This window comes from Paraburkholderia sp. A1BS-2L (assembly GCF_051125205.1).
Classification (GTDB): Bacteria; Pseudomonadota; Gammaproteobacteria; order Burkholderiales; family Burkholderiaceae; genus Paraburkholderia.
Window position 1 is genome coordinate 70,965 of the sequence record NZ_CP120432.1, and the last position, 19,971, is coordinate 90,935.

18 protein-coding genes and 1 pseudogene are annotated in these 19,971 nt (G+C 63.9%); 18 read left to right on the forward strand and 1 reads right to left on the reverse strand.

Going from position 1 to position 19,971, the window contains the following annotated elements:
• Positions 1–136 precede the first annotated feature (136 nt).
• From P5W98_RS34115 to P5W98_RS34200, 18 genes and pseudogenes are all read left to right on the forward strand, one after another.
• A pseudogene (locus P5W98_RS34115) lies at positions 137–1,175 on the forward strand (IS110 family transposase).
• A gap of 517 nt (positions 1,176–1,692) precedes the next feature.
• Positions 1,693–1,917: a DUF3717 domain-containing protein gene (locus P5W98_RS34120; protein ID WP_028231619.1), complete on the forward strand. Its 225-nt coding sequence runs from the start codon at positions 1,693–1,695 to the stop codon at positions 1,915–1,917.
• A gap of 126 nt (positions 1,918–2,043) precedes the next feature.
• On the forward strand, positions 2,044–3,069 hold the full coding sequence (locus tag P5W98_RS34125; protein ID WP_421028945.1) for an ATP-binding protein: 1,026 nt from the start codon (positions 2,044–2,046) through the stop codon (positions 3,067–3,069).
• Between the two features lie 107 nt (positions 3,070–3,176).
• Positions 3,177–4,091: a hypothetical protein gene (locus P5W98_RS34130; protein WP_421028946.1), complete on the forward strand. Its 915-nt coding sequence runs from the start codon at positions 3,177–3,179 to the stop codon at positions 4,089–4,091.
• A 7-nt stretch (positions 4,092–4,098) separates the two neighbouring features.
• The gene (locus P5W98_RS34135) at positions 4,099–5,292 is read left to right on the forward strand and encodes a vWA domain-containing protein (protein WP_421028947.1); all 1,194 of its coding nucleotides are present in this window, start codon (positions 4,099–4,101) and stop codon (positions 5,290–5,292) included.
• A gap of 245 nt (positions 5,293–5,537) precedes the next feature.
• On the forward strand, positions 5,538–6,584 hold the full coding sequence (locus P5W98_RS34140) for a CpaF family protein (RefSeq protein WP_421028948.1): 1,047 nt from the start codon (positions 5,538–5,540) through the stop codon (positions 6,582–6,584).
• Positions 6,585–6,605: 21 nt separating this feature from the next.
• Positions 6,606–6,992: a TrbC/VirB2 family protein gene (locus P5W98_RS34145; protein WP_028231624.1), complete on the forward strand. Its 387-nt coding sequence runs from the start codon at positions 6,606–6,608 to the stop codon at positions 6,990–6,992.
• Positions 6,993–7,044: 52 nt separating this feature from the next.
• Entirely contained in the window at positions 7,045–7,323 is a 279-nt protein-coding gene (locus tag P5W98_RS34150) for a conjugal transfer protein (RefSeq protein WP_028214827.1), read from the forward strand.
• Entirely contained in the window at positions 7,317–9,800 is a 2,484-nt protein-coding gene (locus P5W98_RS34155) for a VirB4 family type IV secretion system protein (RefSeq protein WP_421028949.1), read from the forward strand. The genes P5W98_RS34150 and P5W98_RS34155 overlap by 7 nt, the downstream gene beginning before the upstream one ends.
• Positions 9,801–9,805: 5 nt before the next feature.
• The gene (locus P5W98_RS34160) at positions 9,806–10,558 is read left to right on the forward strand and encodes a type VI secretion protein (protein ID WP_421028950.1); all 753 of its coding nucleotides are present in this window, start codon (positions 9,806–9,808) and stop codon (positions 10,556–10,558) included.
• Positions 10,559–10,566: 8 nt separating this feature from the next.
• Complete coding sequence (locus tag P5W98_RS34165; protein ID WP_421028951.1) at positions 10,567–11,613, forward strand: type IV secretion system protein; 1,047 nt, start codon at positions 10,567–10,569, stop codon at positions 11,611–11,613.
• Positions 11,610–13,088, forward strand: coding sequence for a TraI domain-containing protein (locus tag P5W98_RS34170; protein WP_421028952.1), 1,479 nt, complete (start codon positions 11,610–11,612; stop codon positions 13,086–13,088). The genes P5W98_RS34165 and P5W98_RS34170 overlap by 4 nt, the downstream gene beginning before the upstream one ends.
• The gene (traD, locus tag P5W98_RS34175; protein WP_421028953.1) at positions 13,085–14,965 is read left to right on the forward strand and encodes a conjugative transfer system coupling protein TraD; all 1,881 of its coding nucleotides are present in this window, start codon (positions 13,085–13,087) and stop codon (positions 14,963–14,965) included. The genes P5W98_RS34170 and traD overlap by 4 nt, the downstream gene beginning before the upstream one ends.
• 10 nt (positions 14,966–14,975) lie before the next feature.
• A complete protein-coding gene (locus P5W98_RS34180; protein ID WP_421028954.1) occupies positions 14,976–15,497 on the forward strand; it encodes a hypothetical protein in 522 nt (173 codons plus the stop codon).
• Positions 15,454–15,714, forward strand: coding sequence for a hypothetical protein (locus P5W98_RS34185; protein ID WP_028214833.1), 261 nt, complete (start codon positions 15,454–15,456; stop codon positions 15,712–15,714). Before P5W98_RS34180 ends, P5W98_RS34185 begins: the two co-directional genes overlap by 44 nt.
• A complete protein-coding gene (locus P5W98_RS34190; protein ID WP_421028955.1) occupies positions 15,707–16,309 on the forward strand; it encodes a DUF4400 domain-containing protein in 603 nt (200 codons plus the stop codon). Before P5W98_RS34185 ends, P5W98_RS34190 begins: the two co-directional genes overlap by 8 nt.
• 233 nt (positions 16,310–16,542) lie before the next feature.
• A complete protein-coding gene (locus P5W98_RS34195) occupies positions 16,543–17,433 on the forward strand; it encodes an ATPase (protein ID WP_342964308.1) in 891 nt (296 codons plus the stop codon).
• 10 nt (positions 17,434–17,443) lie between these two features.
• On the forward strand, positions 17,444–19,156 hold the full coding sequence (locus P5W98_RS34200) for an ATP-dependent helicase (RefSeq protein WP_421028956.1): 1,713 nt from the start codon (positions 17,444–17,446) through the stop codon (positions 19,154–19,156).
• 431 nt (positions 19,157–19,587) lie between these two features.
• On the opposite strand, the gene P5W98_RS34205 is transcribed toward P5W98_RS34200, so the two are convergent.
• Positions 19,588–19,866 carry a hypothetical protein gene (locus P5W98_RS34205; RefSeq protein WP_154671453.1) on the reverse strand — a complete coding sequence of 93 codons (279 nt, stop codon included), beginning with the start codon at positions 19,864–19,866 and terminating at the stop codon, positions 19,588–19,590.
• Between the last annotated feature and the right edge of the window lie 105 nt (positions 19,867–19,971).

Genomic DNA, 19,971 nt, shown 5'->3' on the forward strand with positions numbered 1-19,971 from the left:
GATCAACCGATCCGAACCGCCGTGTACGGCCCCGTACGCACGGTGGTAATGGAATGGACGCCCCCGTCCGAAACGGCATCGATGTGCCAAAGTGGTAGTGCGTCGAAGCACGACCATCATCGGAGGAGGCGTCATCATGAACGTTACTACAGTCGGCATTGACCTTGCCAAGAATGTCTTCCAGGTTCACGGCGTGAACGAGCATGGCAAGCCGGTATTGACGAAGCAACTGAAGCGACACCAGATGGCTACGTTCTTTGCGAACCTTCCGGCGTGCCTCATCGGTATGGAGGCTTGCGCCAGCGCTCACTTCTGGGCGCGGAAACTGCAGGGCTTCGGGCACACGGTGCGGCTCATGGCTCCCCAGTTCGTTAAGCCCTACGTGAAGACGAACAAGAACGACATGGCCGATGCGGAAAGCCATCTGCGAGGCCGTAGCGCGGCCGAACATGCGATTCGTGCCCGTCAAGAACGTCGATCAACAGGCGGTTCTTGCTCTGCACCGTGCTCGGCAAGCCTTCGTGCATGCTCGCACCGCGCAGGCGAATCAAATCCGCGGGCTGCTCGGGGAGTTTGGGCTGATCATCCCGCTGGGGATTGCTAAGGTCGCGCAACAGGTGCCGGAACTCATCGAGGATGCCAGCAACGAATTGCCAGGCTCGTTTCGCTTATTGATTCAGCGCTTGATCGATCATCTGAAGGAACTGGATCGACAGGTCGAAGATCTCGAGACACAGATCAAGGCTTGGCACCATGCGAACGACGCCAGCCGAAGACTTGCGCAGATTCCCGGGATCGGTCCGATCACGGCCAGCGCGCTCGTTGCTTCGATCGGAGACGCCAAGTGCTTCGGCAGCGCCCGGCAATTGGCGGCCTGGCTGGGGTTGGTGCCCAGACAGCATTCGAGCGGAGGCAAGCCGCTGCTGCTCGGCATTACCAAGCGCGGCGACAAGTACTTGCGGACATTGATGGTCCACGGGGCGCGTGCGGTCGTTCGGTACCTTGCCGACAAAGATGATTCGTTCTCGGACTGGCTTCGCCGTCTCTTGACGCGGCGGCACAAGAACATTGCCGTCGTGGCAGTCGCGAACCACAATGCCCGAATCGTCTGGGCGTTGCTGACACGAGGCACTGCGTTCCGATTGGATTACGCGTCGTCTGGCGCCGCCGCATAATCCAATCGGTTTGGTGTGAACAGTTCCCCCCAAGAGGTTGCTCAGGCACTCGCACCGTGATGGCAAGATAGGTTGGACCGGGATCGGGACACTCTGCCCTCCCACAGGCGCTTCGAGCGCGAGGTGGTGATTAGAGTCCGATCAGCTGATTCCATCAGGGACAGAGGCAGCGGAACGCGCCTCGCAACAGTCCGGATGTATGGCCGCAATCTCAATCATCGAGCCGTCATCAACGAAGGCCTGGCAAAACGGGGGCGTCCATGTATGTGGGAGGGGTCGGGCCGCGAGGCCTGCCCCTATCCCGATTCCGTAGAAAACGCGAGCAGGGCGAAAGCTGTATCGATTTCGCGAGCATTGCACCGCCCGGACGAGAGGCGCGCGCCTAAACTGGCTTCTATCCCCCGCGTCCCTGACGCATCGACCCAGCCGGCGCAGCCGGCAATCCAACCCGCCTGACGGGGGCATCGTCCCCGAAAGGGCGTGCTCTCCTGCCAGGCTCTCCGAAAGGACCTGTGCCATGAACCCGCAACCCGCCGAGGTGCCGGTCGCGCAGCTTGAATGCGCAATCAATCACTGGCGAGAACGCCGCCCGTCTGCCGATCCCGAAAAGCCGTCGCTGTGCGCAGAAGCACGCGCACTGGCCGACGTGTATGGTCTCGCGATCTACCACGGTTGGGCGGGCGTCTCGCGCGCCTCGCTGAGCGAACAACAGCGCGCAGCGCTCGACGCAGCCCTGCTGTAAAAACGAATTAACGCGTCTCACGACGCATCGCATTGCCGCCACCGCGGCATTCTCAATGACCCCGCCGGGACAACGCTCCCGCCGGGGAGTTTGCTCGCGCGGGGTTTCTCTTTTTCAGGAAACCTCATGCAAGTCAACGCTTCCCAACTCAATTCTCTCCTCACGGCCTTTGTCCCGCAGCGTCTGCCGGTGCTCATCACCGGACGCCCGGGTATCGGCAAGAGCGACATCGTCGCGCAGGTTGCCGACACGCTCGAGCACGACCTGCTGATCAGCCATCCAGTCGTTGAAGACCCGACCGACTCCAAGGGCCTGCCGTTTGCGGCGACCGACGGGCAGTCGGCGCGCTTCCTGCCGTTTGGCGATCTGGAGCGTGCGCTGCAACCTCGCAAGCGCCCGCTCATCTGGTTCCTGGACGATCTCGGGCAGGCTTCGCCCGCCGTGCAGGCCGCCAAGATGCAGCTGCTGCTCGCACGCCGTATCGGCGAGCACAAGCTGCCGGAGAACGTCACGTTCCTCGCGGCCACCAACCGCCGCAACGACAACGCGGGCGTGAGCGGCATCCTCGATCCGCTGATTTCGCGCTTCGCGACGGTCGTGGAGCTGGAGGCGACCATCGAGGAATGGACTGCCTGGGCTGTGGCCAACGATGTGAAGCCGGAACTCATCGCGTTCCTGCGCTTTCGCCCGGACCTGCTGTCGGTCCAGAAGACCTCGCGTGACATCGAGGCGACGCCGAGTCCCCGCAGCTGGGGGTTTGTCGCAAAGACGATGGGTGTGCTGCCGAAGGAACTGGAACTCATCTCCTACGCAGGATCGGTGGGCGAGGGACCGGCGACAGAGTTGATGGCGTTCGTGCAGATCTACCGCGAACTGCCGTCGCCGGCGGCTGTCCTTGCGGCACCCGACGTGGCGCCGATCCCCGAGAAGCCCTCAGCCCTGTACGCAATCAGCGCGGCGCTGGCCATGTACGCGAACGAAAGCAATTTCGAGCGCGTCGTGACCTACACCGAACGCCTGATCGGCTCGGGGCTCAACGAGTTCGCCGCGCTGCTGGTGACGGACGCGCTGCGCAAGACGCCTGCCATTGCGAGCACCCATGCCTTCATCAAGGCACAGGGCGGTCCCATCGGCAAGCTGATCCACGGCTAACCGTCACACCTTCCTTTCGTTGTTCCGGGTCGCGCGCAACGCGCTTCCCGCGTCGCAGTTCCCTTTCCTGATTCATCCCATTCCATACTTTTTTCTGGAGTCTCTCCATGAACATCACCGATATTCAATCGCGCGTCATGCTCTGCTCGGTCACCATCTCGTCGTGGGTCGCACGACGCTTCGACCTGAAGGTCACCGAAGAAGTCGAAAGCCGTCACGACACGAAGGGCATCGGACGCTTCAACAAGCGCCTGCTGCCCGAGAACGCCGCAAGCTTCAAGGAAGTCGTGTCGCTGGGCGGGCGCATTCGCCGCTACTTCTACGACCACACGCTGGAATACAACCAGCTCTCCGTGCGTCTTTTGCCGACCGACATCTATATGGAATTCTCGGCGCAGATGCGAAAAATGAAGGACGAGTTCGATCTCGCCGTGCAGGTGTTCCTGACCGACTACCTGGATCTCAAGGAACAGGCCAGGCAGGAGATGAACGGCCTGTTCAACGAGGCGGACTACCCGACCCTCGCGCAGCTTGGCGAGAAGTTCGGCGTGCGCATGGCCGTGTTGCCGTTCCCGGACGCGAGTCAGTTTGGTGTCGATCTGCCCGAGGACGTGCTCACGACCTTGCGCTCCGAAATCGACCAGCACGTCATGCGCTCGATCGAGCATGCCAACCAGGACATCGTGCAGCGCCTGTACGAAGCGGTGTCGGCCATGGCCAACCGGCTGTATGCGGCGGGCAATGTGCGCATCGACGTGGCCGACAACGTGCGGGAGCTGTGCGGACTGCTGCCGAAGCTCAATTTCAGCAACGACCCGCAGCTCAACCACATCCTGGAACAGGCGAAGCGGCACCTGGCCGTGCACACCGGCAACGACCTGAAGGAATCCGAGGTGCTTCGCTCGCAGGTGGCCGCCAAGGCAACCGAGATCGAGGAACTGATGGAAGCCTTCATGGGCGGCAAGCCGCAGGCGGTAATGCCTGCGGCCGGCCACGCGCCGCATCTGCGCATCGCTGCGTGAGGTGACCATGGATCCCCGTATCTCGAAGCAGCGTTCGGCACTGGTGCTGGACCAGCCGTTCTTCGGTTCGCTGGCACTGCGGCTGAAGGTGGTCGAGGATCCGGCCTGCAAGACGTTCTGGGTGGATGGGGAGTCGCTGGGGTACAACCCGGCGTTTCTCGCCACGCTGAACGATCTTGAATGCCGGGGCATCCTCGCCCACGAGATCCTGCACGTTGCCAACGGCCACTGCTTCCGGCAGGGGCCGCGTGACGCTGACCGGTGGAACGACGCCTGCGACTATGCGATCAACCCGGTCGTGAAGCAGGCGGGTTTCCTGCTCCCATCGCCGCACCTCGACGATGTGCGCTTTCATGGCAAGTCGGCCGAGGAGATTTACGCGGTCCTGACGCAGGAGGCGAGGCAAAAGGAGAAGGAGAAGTCTGGCGGCAAGCCTGGCGCGAATGCGCCGGATGGCCAGAAGACACCCGCGAACGGCGCGAACACTCCGTCAGCGGCTCCCGAACCCGATGCCCCGCCGTCCTGCGGCGAGGTCCGCCCCTATCCAGGCCCGGACATGCCCGTGAAGGAGGCCGAGTGGAAGGTCGCCACGCTGCAGGCCGCGAAGGCGGCAAAGATGCGTGGCGCGCTTCCCGGTAGCCTCGCGTCTCTCGTGGACGCGGCGACCGAGCCCTCTGTGGACTGGCGTGCGATCCTGATGCGCTTCGCGCAGCAGGTGACCAACGACGACTACAGCTGGGCGATGCCGAACCGCCGGTATCTGCATATGGGCCTCTACCTGCCGTCGCTGCATTCGCTGGCCGTAGGAGAGGCCGTGTTCGTGCGCGACAGCAGCGGTTCGGTGTTCGACGAGACGCAGGCGCAGTTTGCGGCCGAGGTCATCAACGTGGCCGAGGTTGTGCGCCCCGCGCGGCTCATCGTGATGGACTGTGACACGCGCGTCACCCAGGTTCAGGTGTTCGAGCGGGGCGATCCGATCGAGCTTGCACCGGTCAAGGGCGGCGGCGGCACGTCGTTTGTCGATCCGTTCCGGCGGCTGGAAGAGGAGGGCATCAGCCCGGCATTCCTCGTCTACCTGACGGACATGGACGGCAGGTTCCCCGACGTGACGCCTTCGTACCCGGTCCTCTGGGCGTCGACCACGCCACTGAACCGTGTGGCACCCGCACCGTTTGGCGAGATGGTCGAGGTGATTGTCTGACCGTCCATCTTCCTGCATCCGACCCGGCTCTTTGAGCCGGGTTTTTTTTCGTCTGTCGCGACGTTGGCGAGACCGGAAAGCTCAACAAAAAGTGCAGCTTTCCGGGAAAAGACGTGCAGGCGCCTGCACGGCGATCCGGCTGCCTCGCGCGCGTGCGCGCGAGAGGGCGGCCGGTGAAAAATGCTGACCAATATCGCGGGGCTTTTGCCGGACCGCGTACGCAGGCGCGCCAGAACAATACAGGCATGTCCGATGCCGCAGAAAACTCCGCCCTGAAATTCAACCGCCTCGAAGAGAGCGCGGTGAAGATGTTTTTCGCCTCGCTTCGGCCGTTGCAGGAGTTCCTGGACGCGCCGGACATCGCGGAAATACTCGTCAACCATCCCGACGATATCTGGATCGAGCGCCGTGGCGTGCTCACGCGCGTGCCGCTGGAACTGAATCCCTCGACGCTCTCCGGTGCGATCCATTCGCTGGCCTCGTCGGTTGAGAAGTCCGCGAAGGCGGGGACGAACCAGGGCATCCTGAACGCGGGCCACGGCAACCTGCGTATCGCCGCGGTTATGCGGCCCACCTCCATCGACGGCGACGCCCTCGCGATCCGCAAGCATCGCGACAAACACCTGTCGCTCGCCGACTACGTGCGCGCTGGCGCGTTCTCGCGGCTGCGCGCGCGACAGGACGAAGACGTCGACTACTTCCCGCCCGGCGCCGAGAACGACGATCTGCGCCAGGCACTGCGCGACATCGTGCGCGCGAAGAAGAACATTCTCGTTGCCGGCGGCACTTCTTCGGGCAAGACCACCTTCCTCAATGCGATCGGTTCGGAGATTCCGGATGAGGATCGGGTGATCACCATCGAGGACACGAAGGAACTGAAGCTCCCGGTGCCGAACCTGTTGCGCCTGCTCTCGAACACGGACACGGGCGTGACGACGCAGATGCTCGTCGCCCTGTGCCTGCGCTTTCGACCGGACCGGATCCTCGTGGGCGAAGTGCGCGGGGGTGAGGCGTACGACTTCATCCAGGCACTGAACACGGGCCACGACGGCGGCCTCGGCTCCATCCACTCGAGCACGGCGCGCGGCGGCCTTCGGCGGCTGGAGAGCCTCGCCATGCTGGGCGTCCCGTCCGGTACGCGCTGGGACATCGGCGACCTGCGCCAGAACATCGCCAGCTGCTTTCACTACGTCGTGCACATGAATCGCACGGGCGAGATGCGCCACCTCTCCGAAATCCTCGAAGTGCGGGGCTATGACAACGGGGATTACATCCTCAAACGCGTTTTCTAAACCACTGGAGTGGACCACCCCATGAAGCAACGCCTGACCACCATCCGACGACGTATCGCGCAGCGCGCGCACGCAGCGTTCACGCGATTCTTCAGTCGGCACGAGCTGCGCACCACGCTCGTTGCGCTCGCACTGAGCGCCGTCGCGCCGATCGCCTCGGCAAGCTCCACCGACCTGAGCGACCTGGGGTCGGCAACCGACGTGATCTGCCTCGTCTCCAACTGGATCAGCGGGCCTTGGCTTTTCGGCATTGGCCTCGTGATCATGATCGTGGCGTGTATCGCCATTGCGACCTCGGAAAGCACGATCGCCAAGGTGCTCTCCGGTGCCTTCGTCGGTATCGGCTTCGCCGCCTGTGCGATCCCCGTGCTGAAGGACCACTTCAAGATTAGCTATGTCTGCACCTAAATCTGGACGTCAGCCCGTCAAGGTCAGCCGCTCGCTCTCGCTGCCGCGCCAGATCGGCGGGGCGGACCGGGTGCTCGCGCTCGCCAACGGCCTCGTCACCGTCATGCTGTGCTACTCGACCGGTTTCGACCTGGGCAGCTGCGTCGGCTTTATCGCGATGGGCGTGTGCATGCATTTCTTCCTGCGCTGGATGAGCTCGCGCGATCCCTGGTGGCGCGTCGTCATGCTCGTCTACAACCGGTACCCGGACGTTCACGAGCCGTCGCCGTCGATCAAGGCATCGGCGCGCTTTCGCCGGCCATACGGATTCGATCAGGACCTGCCATGCTGAAGCCCGGAAAGCGGCGCGCGCTCGCGCGCCGGCCCGTCCACGAAATCGCGCCGTGGGCCACGATGGTGACCCCCGAACTCGTGCTCGACAAGGACGGGTCGCTGCTCACGTCGTTCACGTTCGAGGGCATCGACATCGATACGCCGAACGCAGGCGATATCACGGCCGCGCGCAACAACCTCGACCAGGCCTGCAAGAATTTCGACCATCGCGTCACGGCCTGGTGGCGGGTGGCCCATCGGCGGGTGAAAGGCGATATCGACGGCGAGTTCGCCTCGCCGCTCGACGCGCGGCTCGATGAGATCAACCGGCGCAACGTGGGCAGCGGAAGATTCTTTCGCAACTCCCACTCGTTGTCGCTCGCCTTCACGCCCGAGACCGGCATCAACAAGTTCTTCGAGAAGGTCGGCTACCACCTGAAGGTCGGCGGCAAGTCCATGCCGCTCGCGCTCTTCGAGGCGGTGCGCGACCAGCTTCTCACCCGCAATGCCTTCGTCTTCGATATCGACCAGCTCACCGCGGACATCCGGCGCTTCGAGGGCGTGCTCGATGCCTTCCGTGGCGGAGTCGGTCGGCTCAGGATGAAGCGGCTGGAATTGCAGAACGCGCTTGCCTACCTGCATCAGACGGCCAACCCCTCCGTACCGCCGCGGCGTGTGCGCTACCCGGTCACGATGCTCGACACGCACCTGACCGAAACGTTCGTCACGTATGGCGCCGAACACCTGCTGTTCGAGTCAGCGCACGGCAAACGCTTCGCGAAGGTCGTTGCGGTCAAGGAGTGGCTAGGCTTTCAGGAAGCGGCGCTCGACGTCCTGTGTGACGTCGATGCGGAACTCGACATCTGCGTGATGTTCCGGTTCCTGAGCACCAGCCGCGCGGAGCAGTTCATCAAGTCGGTGCGCAAGTTCTTCAAGGCGGCGGCGTTCAATCCCTGGGCGATCGCGAAAGCGTATTTCGCCAAGGAAGAGCAGAAGAACGACAAGGACCGCGAGACGCTGGCCGACGAGGCCGAGGATGCGCTCAAACGCCTGAATGCTGAAGGTGCGCAGTTCGGCTACGCGAATATTTCCATAGTCGTGTACGGCGACACGCAGGATGAGTGCGACCAGGCAACGTCCGAGGTCGTGGGGCGCCTGAGCAACGCGGGCTTCGGACTCATCCTCGAAAAGGACAACCTGCCCGCGGCCTGGGCGAGCACGCTGCCGGGTCGCTGGGACCAGCAAAAGCGCCTGCAGTTCGTTGAGACCGCAGCGGTATCGGATGTGGCGCCCGTGCGCGGCGTCCCCGAAGGCCCCGAGGTCAACGAATGGCTGACGCAGCAGTTTGGCCGCAGGACGGGGCCGACGACGATCCTGCCCACGCGCCACCGCACGCTTCAGCGCGTGGTTCTCCATCACCCGAGCGGCCGCGCCCACCTGCTCGTGGTGGGGCCGAACGGCGCGGGCAAGACGATGCTGCTCAACTACCTGCTCTCGCAGATGGGGCGGCACGACGCGCGGCGTGTGCGCTTTGACAAAGAGCGCTCCACGCGCATCCCGACCGTGCTCTCGGGCGGGCACTTTATCGACGTGACGGGCCGCTACTCGGCTGCAACGCCGATCAACCCGCTTTCGCTGCTCGACGAAGAGCGCCACTACGTCTACGTCGCCAACTGGGTGCAGATGGCGATCGAGGACGACGAGGGCAACGGCTTCCGGTGCTCGCCCGCGCAGGAGCGCGAAATCTACGAGAAGGTGCAGCTGCTCGCGACCGGCTACGACCGTGAGTACTGGACGCTGTCGTACCTGACGACGCTGCTGTCGGCGGAGCTTCGCGAGCGCCTGCGCATCTGGACGAAGGGCGAAAAGAACGGCCAGTTCTTCGACCATGCGGAGGATGCCTTCGCCCTATCGGAAAACCTCGCCATCGAGTGCGGCGACCTGTTCCAGAACCATCCCGAGGCGGCGTTCCTCTTCATGGATTACGCCTTCTACCGCGTCTCGCAGTGGCTGGACGGCAAACGCTTCACGGTCATCGAGATCGAGGAGTGCGGCTTCTACTTCCTGTATCCGCGCTTTTATGCGCGGCTCGAACTGTGGGCGGTCACGATCCGGCGCCTGAACGGCATGCTCGCGCTCGCCACGCAGTCGCTCAAGCAGCTCGAGCGCGTGGCGAACTTCGAGATCCTGAAGGAGCAGCTGCAGAACATCGTCTACCTCGCCAATGCAGACGCGCGCAGTAACCGCAAGCTGTACGCGGACGTGTTCGGGCTCACGGAGAGCCAGATCGACATGATCGCGGACGCCGTGCCCAACCGCGACTACCTGTGGGTGACGCCCACGCATACCCGCATGTTGCAGGCGAGTTTCGACCGCGAGACGCTCGCCGCGCTGCGCGCCGATGGCCGCGCGCAGAACGTGCTCGACCGGCATTTTGCGTCAGGCGATGAGCACTGGCGCGAGAACTACATGCGCGAAATGCTCGCGCACGACTAAGGGAGGTGATCTTGAAAAAGCTGATTGCAGGTGTTCTCTATGTTGCGGCTGGCGTGTTGGGCCTCGTCCAGACAGCGTCGGCCCAGTTGACCGTGTTCGACCCGGCGAACTTCGGGCAAAACATCATCACGGCCGCCAAGGCGGTGCGTGGCGAGATTTACCAGAACACGAACATCGTCTACCAGTACCAGATGATGGCGAACCAGCTGCTGCAGGCGACGAACCTGAATCCGACGGCGATGAAGGCGCAGTACGACCAGATCACGGGCGACATCGCCAAGGTCAGCGCGTATAACAGCAACCTTCAGGGTCTCTACGGGAGCCTCACGCAGGGCAGCTCGTACATCACGCACGTGCAGAACCTGATTTCCACGTCGGGCAAGTCGCCGACCCAGTGGCTCTCGGACATGAACGCGCTCTACAAGCAGGGCGACGCAACTGCGACGAGCCTCTTCCAGATGGGTAACGACGTGAACCAGCACGTGCAGACGCTGGCCACGCGGCGTGCCGAGCTTCAGTCGCAGCTGTCGATGACGCCGACCCAGGAAGCGACGGCGTCGCTCACGACGCACTACCTCGATATCGTCACCAGCCAGAACAGCGACCTGTTGCAGATGATGGCCGCGAAGACCCAGAACGACGCCCAGCAGTCCGCGATTGACAACGCGATGGCGAAGGACCGGTCCGCCGCCGCACAGAGCTTCCAGGCGAAGCAGGACGCGGAGCGCGCTGCGCTTAACGCGCTGCCGACGAACTGAGGCTGAGCATGAACGCAAGACGCAACTGGGTCGCTGTACTGGCGTTCTGCCTGACGCTGTTTGTGTCGATGGGCGCGCGCGCCGACGACACACCCGCTGAGGGGCAGCAGATCACGCCACCCAGTGACACGACGGTCACGGTGACGTCCAAGGGCAATGACACGTTCGCCTCGACGATCAAGAAAGGCGAGATCGCGCAGGGCAATGCTTTGGCCATGGGCAAGCTGACGGACATGTTCAGCGCGGTGATTCCGGCCGCCGTCACGGCCAGCCAGAGCGTGAAGCCGGAAGCGGACAAGTTCGCGGCGGGCCTTGGTGTCATCACCCTGGTGCTGACATGGGTGCGCTTCTCCGCGACGCGAGACCCGGTCAATGCGTGGGTTGTCGTGTTCGAGGAACTCGCGACGCTGGGGATCTTCGCGTCGATCTACGTGGGTTACCAGAGTTTCGCCCCGGGTTTCTACGGATGGTTCCAGACGCTGGCCGGCATGATCCAGTCCGGCGCAGGAGGCGGCTTCCTCAGCGCGATCGGCGGTATCGCCGGCTCTGCGTTTGAGTCCGTCGTCGAGGCCTACAAGGGCACGCACTGGTACGAGTACATCGCACTGACGATCTCGCTGATCCCGCTCATCCTGGCCTACCTGATCCTGATGCTCACCGGTGTCGTCTTCACCTTCATGAACAATCTCGGCCTGATCCAGGCGGCTGTGGGCATCGTCATGGGCCAGATCGCGATTGCACTAGGCTTCTCGTCCTACACGCGCGGCTATTTCAGGACGTGGCTGGACTACATGATCAGCGCCGGCATGTACTGCGTGGTGAGCGCCATTCTCACGAGGCTCGTGATCGGTTCGCTCTCGACGGCACTTACGACCGCGACGGCCAAGGGGTTGACGACGGGCGAGGGGGGGGTGTACGTGTTTGACCTGTCGCTCTTTGTCTTTCTGCTGTCGTTCGAAATTCCGAAGTTCGCGGCCATGTTTGGTGGAGGTGCCAATGCTTCGGGCTCGATGCTGAAGAAGGTGGGGAGCGTGGCGACCGGGGGCATCCTGTGACAGCCAGCGCCCTGCATTCGCCAATCGAAGCGGCGGCGCTGCTTGCGGTGCACGATCGCCGCGTGGCGCTTATCCGCCAGGCGGCCAACGAGGCAACCGATGCGGAATACCGTCTGCGCTGGGGCGATGTGCTCGGGCGCTGCGCGGCGTGGTTCTCGAGCCTGCCCTGGTCGCCGCAGCTCTACCGCGAGCCAGGCGGTGCGTTCCGCTGCACCGTCGAAACCGCGTTCTATGCGATGCGTCTGGCGGGCGGGCAGAAGTTCGGCACGAACCTGCCGTCGGAGCATCGTCGACGCATTGAGCCGCAGTACAACCACGCCGTCTTTCTCGCGGCGGTCTGCTCGGGACTGGATGAACCTTACCGGCACTTCGTGGTGCTGCGCGAGCGCGACCGCGCCGAATGGAATCCGGCCGCGCACGGGCCGCTTGGGCCCTGGCTTGGTGGGAGCGCCTACGCCTTGCAGCGCCGGGCGGCGCCGCTGCCCGTAGAGCGCATGCGTACCGCGCTCTTCGCACAAAACCTCATTGGCCATGATTTGCTTACGGGTTACGAGGCCGACGTGCTCGCGCAGCTTTTCGGGGCAATCAATCCGGTCGCGAACCCCCAGGGCGCCGAATCGCTCGTGCACAAGGTCGTGCGCCAGGCGGTGAACGTGGCGGCCGACTTCGATCGCAAGGCGCAGCAGGGGGTGTACGAGGCGGTCCAGTATCCGGTGCCCGCCGCCATCCACGTCGCCGCCGCGGTGCAGCCAGTCGTGACGCCGGCCGCGCATCCGGTCGCGGCCCAGCCTTCGGGTGCTGGATCGGCTCGTATGCCCGGCAACACCGCCGCGACACCATCGGCAGCCATGCCCGCGCCGCCTGCGTCGGCGGCCGTCGACGCGGGGCAGGCCGCTTCGCCTCATTCGGTGCCTGTGGCTCCGATGGCGTCGCCGCAGGCGGCGGCGCGCGCACCGGAGCCGTCCTCGGTGATGGAAGCCATCCAGGACGATCTGGCCCAGGCCGTCGCGGGCGAGGACGAATCCCTTTCGTCGCCCGCGCCCGACAGCATGCCGACGACGGCCAGCCCGAAGCATGATCCGCAACTCGGTCTGCCCTTCCAGGGGGACGCGGCCGCCGCGCTCGCAGCCAGAACCGCACCCACCCCCATCGACCCGGCCGCGATGCGTCCGCGTGCACCACGCCAGGAGCGCGCGGGCGTGCCCGGTACATTCGATCAGGTGCTCGAGGGTCAGCCGAACATGATCCGCGAGTTTTTCCGCGCGCTCGCCGAGGACGTCGCCGCCGGCAAGGCAAAGGTGGCCTGGACGGACAAGGGCCTGTCGGTACCCAAACGGCTCGTGGGCAGCTACGGCGTGGCAAGCGACACGCTCGTTGAACATCTGCGCAAGAAGGGCCTGCTCGTCGCGAACGTGCAGGCGGAAATCGTGCTCGCGCCGCGCGCGGGCGAACTCATCGTGGAGCGCCATGCATGAACGCCACGACCCCCTACATCAATCATTTCCGGCCGATCTACGAGGTCCGCGCCACGCTTTTCTGGTTCATCGCCCTCGCGTTCCTGCCGTTCTCGGGCATGCCGTACGGGTGGGCCTTCGCACTGGTGATTCTGGTACCGTTGCTCGTGCGCGGCTCCCAGGTGTGGAAGGCCCTGCGTTTTCGCCTTGCGATCTCGACCAAGTGGCTGACGACGCTGCCAGTGCCGCAGCTCATGGCCGTCCAGAAGAAGATGCGCGAGGACAGCAACTCGATGTACCTCGGCACCGGATTCGAGTGGACGCAGAAGCATTGCCAGATCGCCCACGACATCCTGCGCATGCCCACCACCGACATTCCCGGCCTGCCCAAGTGGCTTGGGAAGACTCGCCGCGGGCGCGAGATTGAGGCCGCGATTGAGCGACTGTTCGTTCCGGCCGACAGCATCCGCGACCGTGAGCCTCAGGGTGTGTCGTGGATCCACGGCATGGAGCCGGACAAGGTCCGTGTGCCGTTTCACTACAAGGCGATGAGCGCGCACACCGCTGTGGGTGGCACGACCGGTTCGGGCAAGACACGGACCTACGAGGTCATCTCGACGCAGGTCATTCACTGCGGCGACGTGCTGATCGTGATTGACCCGAAGAACGACAAGGACTGGAAAGCGCGTGTGGAGCGCGAGTGCGCACGCATGGGGCGCAAGTTCCTCTATTTCAGTCAGGCCAAGCCGCTCGAATCGATCCGGCTCAACCCGCTGGAGAACTGGTCTCAGCCATCCGAAATTCCCGGGCGCATCGCGCAGCTGATGGAGGAGGGGCCGTTTCGCGACTTCGCTTTCCTCTTCATCGATCGCGCGGTCAAGGGCGAACTGTACATCGGCGACAAGCCGAACCTGCGCTCGATCCTCAAGTACGCGCAGGCGGGCGTTGCCAAGCTGCTCGAGCGCAGCCTGGAGCGGTTCTTTCGCGAGAAGGGGCTCGACAACTGGGAAGAGCTGGTCGCGACGACGATCACGCAAATTGGGGGCAAGCCCGGCAGTACGTCCCGGGTTGACGCGATGGCGCTGCTCTACAACGAGCGGTACGCGCACAACGATCTCGGTCACGAGGCGATCGACGGGCTCATCGCGACGCACACGCACGACCGCGACCACTACACACGGGTCATCGCATCCGTCATGCCGCTGCTGCAGATGCTCTCCACGGGAGAGACGGGTCTCCTGCTCGCGCCCAAGGTCGAGGACTTCGATGACGAGCGCGAAATCTGGGACATCGACCGCATCATCAAGCAGAAGGCCGTGCTCTACATGGGCTTCGACTCGTTGTCCAACAGCATCGTGCAGAAGGCGATCGCGTCGCTGGTGCTGGCCGATGTGGCGGCCGTGTGCGGCGCGATCTACAACTTCTACAAGGAGACGCCCGATGTCGTGCTGATCATCGACGAGGTGGCCGAAGCCATCAACGAACAGGTGATCCAGATCCTCAACAAGGGGCGCGGCGCGGGGTTCAAGGCGTTTGTCGCCTTCCAGACCCGCTCGGATCTTGAGGCCAAACTCGGAAACGCCGCGAAGATGCTGCAGGTTTTGGGCAATCTCAATAATCAGGTCATCCTAAGATTGGAGGACAGCGACACGGCGCAGTGGTTCTCGGACAAGGTCGGGGAGACTGCCATACGCAATATCCAGGTGTCCGGTGGCACGAGTCGCGGCAGCGAAGGGCACATCGGCGAGTTCAATGGAACCATCACCCGGTCGCTGCAACTGGAGAAGGCGCCGCTCATTCCGGTGGCGCTGATCCAGCGATTACCGAACCTGCAGTACTTTCTGCGCATCTCAGGGGGCGCTGTGTATCAGGGCCGCATTCCAATCCTGCAAGGCTAAAAAAACAGGCATGACTTCCACCTTGTTCAAAAAAATCATTCGCGAACACAAGCTCTCGTCGCATCTTGTGCCGGTGTTCACGCTCGCGCCCGAGCTCGAACTCGCCTGTTCGCGGCTGGCGGACTTCATCGGCGAGCGCTTCGTCGGCGAGTCCAGGCCGCTCATGTGCGAGATGCTGGAAGAGGGTATCGCGGCCTACAAGCGCGTGCGCAAGACGGGCGAGCCGCATGTCGCGTTCATGCAGGGCCTGTTCCGCCGCTCGTATCTGCTCTATGCCCGGCGTTACGTGGTGACTGACGGCGAGCGCGTGCACGTGTGGTGTCCGATGCTCGAACCGGTGACGGGCTTCGAGGCTCGATTCCCTGAGGGCGCCGCCGCCATGGTCCACGAGGCCTGTCCCGAGCGCATCACGCACAAGACGGCCGCGTTCCAGCTTGCAGCGCGCGCGCTCACCGGTGAGGGATTCCGGCTTTACTTCGAGGACTACGATGTCGCTCACAGCTACCCTGATAGCGAAACTGTCGGGGCTTGATGCGGCCGACGCTGCGCGCGTGCTCTCGACGGTGCGCGCCCAGGACGATCTGGCCGCGCCTGCGCCGCGCGAATTTGCACGCGGACGAGCCGCCCGCGCGTATGGACTCGCGGTGGTGATCGTACGCAACCCCGTGCGGTTCTGGTTCGGGCTGGCAGGTCTCATCGCGTTCCCCGCCTACCTGCTCGTGTCCGTAGTGGAGTGGCTGAATGGCTAGCAGCCGCTTCGCACGTCACGTCAAATGGTGGTTTTTTGTTCTGCCGCTGCTGGCCGCCGTTGTGCTACCGGTCGTGCCGGACCGGGCACTCTTCGAGATCAGCGATCTCGAATCGCAGTCGGTCGTCGATACGCTGGGCGATGCGCGCGCAGGCGAGGCGGTTGACTCCGCTAACGTGCTTTTCCGGCGCTGGTTTGTGGACTCGGGGGCCGTGCGCGCGACAATGAGTGCGCGCAGCCATGACGATCTGGACGCCGACGGCATGGGCGGTTTTGCGCGGGACTGGGCACGCCAGTTCTGGTTGCTGGTGTACCGCGCGCTCTATCGCGCGCTGGTGATGCACGTCTGGCTTGCAGGAATTGTGGTGCTGGGCATGGCTGCCGCAATCGATGGGGCGGTTCGGCGCAAGATCCGGGCGGCCGCCGCCGGCATGGCGAGTCCGCTCTCCTTCCATCTGGCCATGCATGCGTTACTCATGCTGCTCGGCAGTGCCTTTGTCGTGCTGCTGCTGCCGGTACCGCTCATTGCGCAATGCTGGACGCTGTTGGCCGTCCTCCTGCCGTTGCTCATATGGATCGTGAACTCTTCAGCCTGAAGCGTCGATCCGCTCCTTCGTCCCTACCCCGGAAAGCTCACGATTTTTGTGAGCTTTCTGCCTTTTTACGTGCAGGCGCCTGCACGACACCGTGCGCTGCGTCTCTGCTGAACCCGCGTCGTCCTGAAAGCCCCCCGAATTGCCTGCGTTTCGCCCCTGTGCGCCGCTGGCGTCCCGCAACAATAGGTAGGTGCCGCGCGCTGGTGCGCGTGCAACTGATACGGGACCCAGACATGAGCACCATCAACGAAGATGTGACGATCGATCATGCGGCAGCCGCCACGGTGGCGGGCGCACCGGCAACCCGCCCGGCTGCGGCGGGCGAGGGCGAGGCAGCCAGTGCGGCCAACGGCGCGGATGCGCGCCAGCTGACTGACGGCGCAGACGATGCCGAACTGGAGAACGAACTCCAGCAGATGGAGAGCGACGCCGCGACGCTGCAGCGCGAAGGCATGATCAGCGAGACCGAAGCCAACGAGAAGCGCGAGCAGGTCGAGCGCACGCGCCGCTTCTTCCGTGACCTGCCCCCGGCTGAACGCAGGGCCATCGTGCTTCGCCGTCGCGAAATCGGCCGGCAGCTGCTCGACAAGCAACTTTCTGGCGCCGCCATTGTTCCCGCGCAGGTTCGCCTGAATCACACGCGGCTTCGCCCGCTTTTCGAGCAATGGTGGCCGTACCTGAACCGCATGAGCCTGAATATGCAGCGCTTTGGCCGTGCGACGTTCGGGGAGGAGGACAAGGAAACCGTCAACGCGTGGTTCGACAAGCAGCTCGACGCGCTCGAGGCCTACGTCGACGAGCAGTTCCAGGTGGCCGAGGCATTTCGTGAGCGCACCGAACGCGAGATGACGGCCCGAGGCGATATCGTGTTCAAGCCCACCGTCACCAAGCCTTCGCTTGATATCACGGTCGAAGCGTACTCGCGCTTCGCAATGCGACTGCTGTCGATCATCATGCGCTTTGACCGGGTGATGGATCACTTCGATTTTCTCGTCTGGAACAGCGCGCGTGACCAGTCAGACATCGACGAGGAAACCGGCCGCTTCCTGCGCAAGTTCCAGCCGGTCGGCGTGCGGGGTTACATGACCCACCTGCGCCTGATGACGGCCGTTCGCGGCCTTTGAGCGGCGCGTCATGCTCGACGGCCTGAACCCCCAGCAGCGCGAGGTCGCGCAGTCGCGCCAGCACTGCCTGGCCGTCGCCTGCCCGGGCGCCGGCAAAACGAAGACGATCGCCACGAAGGCTGCGGCGCTGCTTCAGGAGCCGCGTTCGTTGGTGGGCGCGGTCACGTTCAGCAAGGATGCCGCCGTCGAGCTACGCGAGCGCATTCTCAAGCTCGCGGGTGCCGCCGCGAAAACGCGGCTCATTGCGGGCACTTTCCACTCGCTCGGCTTCCGGCAGATCGGCCGCCAGGGCGGCAAGCGTCAGGACATCGCTTCCGACGGCGACCGCACGGGCCTGCTCATGCGCGCCCTGGCCGAGACGGGCCTGAACTGGAAGGTCGAGGAGGCCGTGCCGGTGATCGAGCAGCTAAAGACCGGCGTTACGCATGCCATCGAGGGGTCGCCCGAGGCGATTCTGTACGAGGCCTATCAGGAGGCACTCGCGCGAAACGGCAAGATCGATTTCCAGGACATGCTGCGCCTGTCGATCGCGGGCATGGAGTCCGGTGACATAGAACCATACGCGTTCACCCATCTGCTCGTTGACGAGTTCCAGGACACCGACCCTTTGCAATACCGCTGGGTCGAACTGCATGCGGCCGCAGGGGCCTGCGTGACGGTCGTCGGCGACGATGACCAGAGCATCTACGGCTTTCGGGCGGCGATGGGCTTCCGCGGCATGGAGGGGTTCGCCTCGAAATTCGAAGCGCAGCGCGTCGTTCTGGGTAGCAACTACCGGTGCCGCGCCGAGATCCTCACAGTCGCCGACCGGCTGATCCAGCACAACACCGACCGCATCCCCAAGGTTCTCCATGCCGAGAAGGGCGCAGGCGGTGTCGTGCTCGCGCGCCGGTTCAACGACGAGTACGAGGACGCGGCGGCAGCCGTCGAGGCATTCCAGCCACGACTCCGTTCGGGGCAGTCCTGCGCAATTCTCTCGCGTACGAACCGCGTGCTGGACGCCATTGAGTCCGTGTGCCGCTCGTACGGCGTGAAGTACTACCGCGCCTCCGGCCGATCGGTGCTCGACCAGCCCGAGGGTGCGCTGATGTGCAACCTCCTGCAGATCGTGCAGCGCGTGAAGCTCAACGGGCTTGATGCCGTGCTCGGATATGCGGGGATGAGCACGCGCGACCTGACGGCGCTGCACAACGCGATGGGCGCGACGCTCGCGCAGAAACAGAAGAAGGAACTGGTGGCGCTCGGCCTGACCGAGGATACCGCCACGGCCTATCGCGGCTTCATGAAGCGTCTTGCCGAATGGCAGGCGCTGTGCGAGCGGCAGTTCTACTCGCTCGCGCTCGAGGGCGTGCGCGAGTGGATGATGACATACGTGCGCAAGGAGGCTGCCGAGCGCGCGATCGTCGCCACCTACGACGTGATTTCGCGGCTCAATGGCTCGTTCAGCGAACGGATCGAGTTCCTGAAGCGCACCAACAACGAGCCTGCACCGGATGCGCTGGTCCTGACCACCATGCACAGTTCGAAGGGCCTGGAGTGGGACCACGTGTGGATCACGCGCGCCGAGGAAAACGTTGTGCCGGACCAGAAAAGCCCCGAATCCGAAGAGCGGCGCCTTTTTTACGTGGCCATGACGCGCGCCCGGGAGACGCTGACCATCTCGTCGGTCCGCAAGAATCCGCCGACGCGGTTCATCCATGAGTCACAGGTGCCGGAAGCCTGAGGGCTTCGACCGAGTTGCAGCCCGGGAAGGTCACCGTCCCGCTTTATTTCGGGAAGGCGCCAAACGATCGCCAAAAAAATCCCCGCGGGGGAGCGGGGCAGATGGGGAGAGAGACGCGGCCGTTCATTGCAAACAGCACAAGACGAAGTCTACGCACGTCCTCACATCGCGTGAACCGGCCGGCAGGAAACTCACTGTTTCCGTGCTGGCAATTGCGAGCCATGTTCAGCGCCGAAGGTCCGCAATCATTTTTTCCCGCGCCGTCGATGCGCGATAAACAAAGCCGTCCAATCCGGCCGACCGGACCCGCCCGTCAGCGGCATACAGTTCGTTGCCTTCGTGGCGTTATAAAAAAATCCGCCCGAAGGCGGACACAGATGGGACGCGTGAAGAAAAGAGACGATGGATCGTCCCCTGGCCATATTACGACTTCATGAAAGAGGATTCCCATAGAGCCGCTCCGATGCTTCGCGAAGCTCGTCGGTGATCGGCCAACCCATAGCCTCCGCAACCGACAGCGGATCGTGAAAGTGGGCCTCGCCCCTCGCAACGTCGTCGCGAATCGATTGCAGATATGCCGCGTCTTCCTCTTGCAGCGATGGCAAGCCTTTGGCGCGTCGGATCGCGTTGAACGACTCGATCGCAGCGCCCAGCTCCGCGCCTTTGAGCGCCACCTCGAGCGCCGCCTCGTGCCCGATCAGGGCTGCCATTTCGGGATCATAGAATTTGTTCATAGTCCATTTAACGGTTACGTTTCATGCCACCCGGGCGGCTCCGACGACCTGGGCGAACGGCCGCTGATTCCCAGCCACCGG

Coding starts and splice junctions, on each gene's coding strand:
- P5W98_RS34120 (WP_028231619.1), top strand. CDS start 1,693: ATGAACCCGCAACCCGCCGAGGTGCCGGTCGCGCAGCTTGAATGCGCA.
- P5W98_RS34125 (WP_421028945.1), top strand. CDS start 2,044: ATGCAAGTCAACGCTTCCCAACTCAATTCTCTCCTCACGGCCTTTGTC.
- P5W98_RS34130 (WP_421028946.1), top strand. CDS start 3,177: ATGAACATCACCGATATTCAATCGCGCGTCATGCTCTGCTCGGTCACC.
- P5W98_RS34135 (WP_421028947.1), top strand. CDS start 4,099: ATGGATCCCCGTATCTCGAAGCAGCGTTCGGCACTGGTGCTGGACCAG.
- P5W98_RS34140 (WP_421028948.1), top strand. CDS start 5,538: ATGTCCGATGCCGCAGAAAACTCCGCCCTGAAATTCAACCGCCTCGAA.
- P5W98_RS34145 (WP_028231624.1), top strand. CDS start 6,606: ATGAAGCAACGCCTGACCACCATCCGACGACGTATCGCGCAGCGCGCG.
- P5W98_RS34155 (WP_421028949.1), top strand. CDS start 7,317: ATGCTGAAGCCCGGAAAGCGGCGCGCGCTCGCGCGCCGGCCCGTCCAC.
- P5W98_RS34165 (WP_421028951.1), top strand. CDS start 10,567: ATGAACGCAAGACGCAACTGGGTCGCTGTACTGGCGTTCTGCCTGACG.
- traD (WP_421028953.1), top strand. CDS start 13,085: ATGAACGCCACGACCCCCTACATCAATCATTTCCGGCCGATCTACGAG.
- P5W98_RS34180 (WP_421028954.1), top strand. CDS start 14,976: ATGACTTCCACCTTGTTCAAAAAAATCATTCGCGAACACAAGCTCTCG.
- P5W98_RS34185 (WP_028214833.1), top strand. CDS start 15,454: ATGTCGCTCACAGCTACCCTGATAGCGAAACTGTCGGGGCTTGATGCG.
- P5W98_RS34190 (WP_421028955.1), top strand. CDS start 15,707: ATGGCTAGCAGCCGCTTCGCACGTCACGTCAAATGGTGGTTTTTTGTT.
- P5W98_RS34195 (WP_342964308.1), top strand. CDS start 16,543: ATGAGCACCATCAACGAAGATGTGACGATCGATCATGCGGCAGCCGCC.
- P5W98_RS34200 (WP_421028956.1), top strand. CDS start 17,444: ATGCTCGACGGCCTGAACCCCCAGCAGCGCGAGGTCGCGCAGTCGCGC.
- P5W98_RS34205 (WP_154671453.1), bottom strand. CDS start 19,866: ATGGCAGCCCTGATCGGGCACGAGGCGGCGCTCGAGGTGGCGCTCAAA.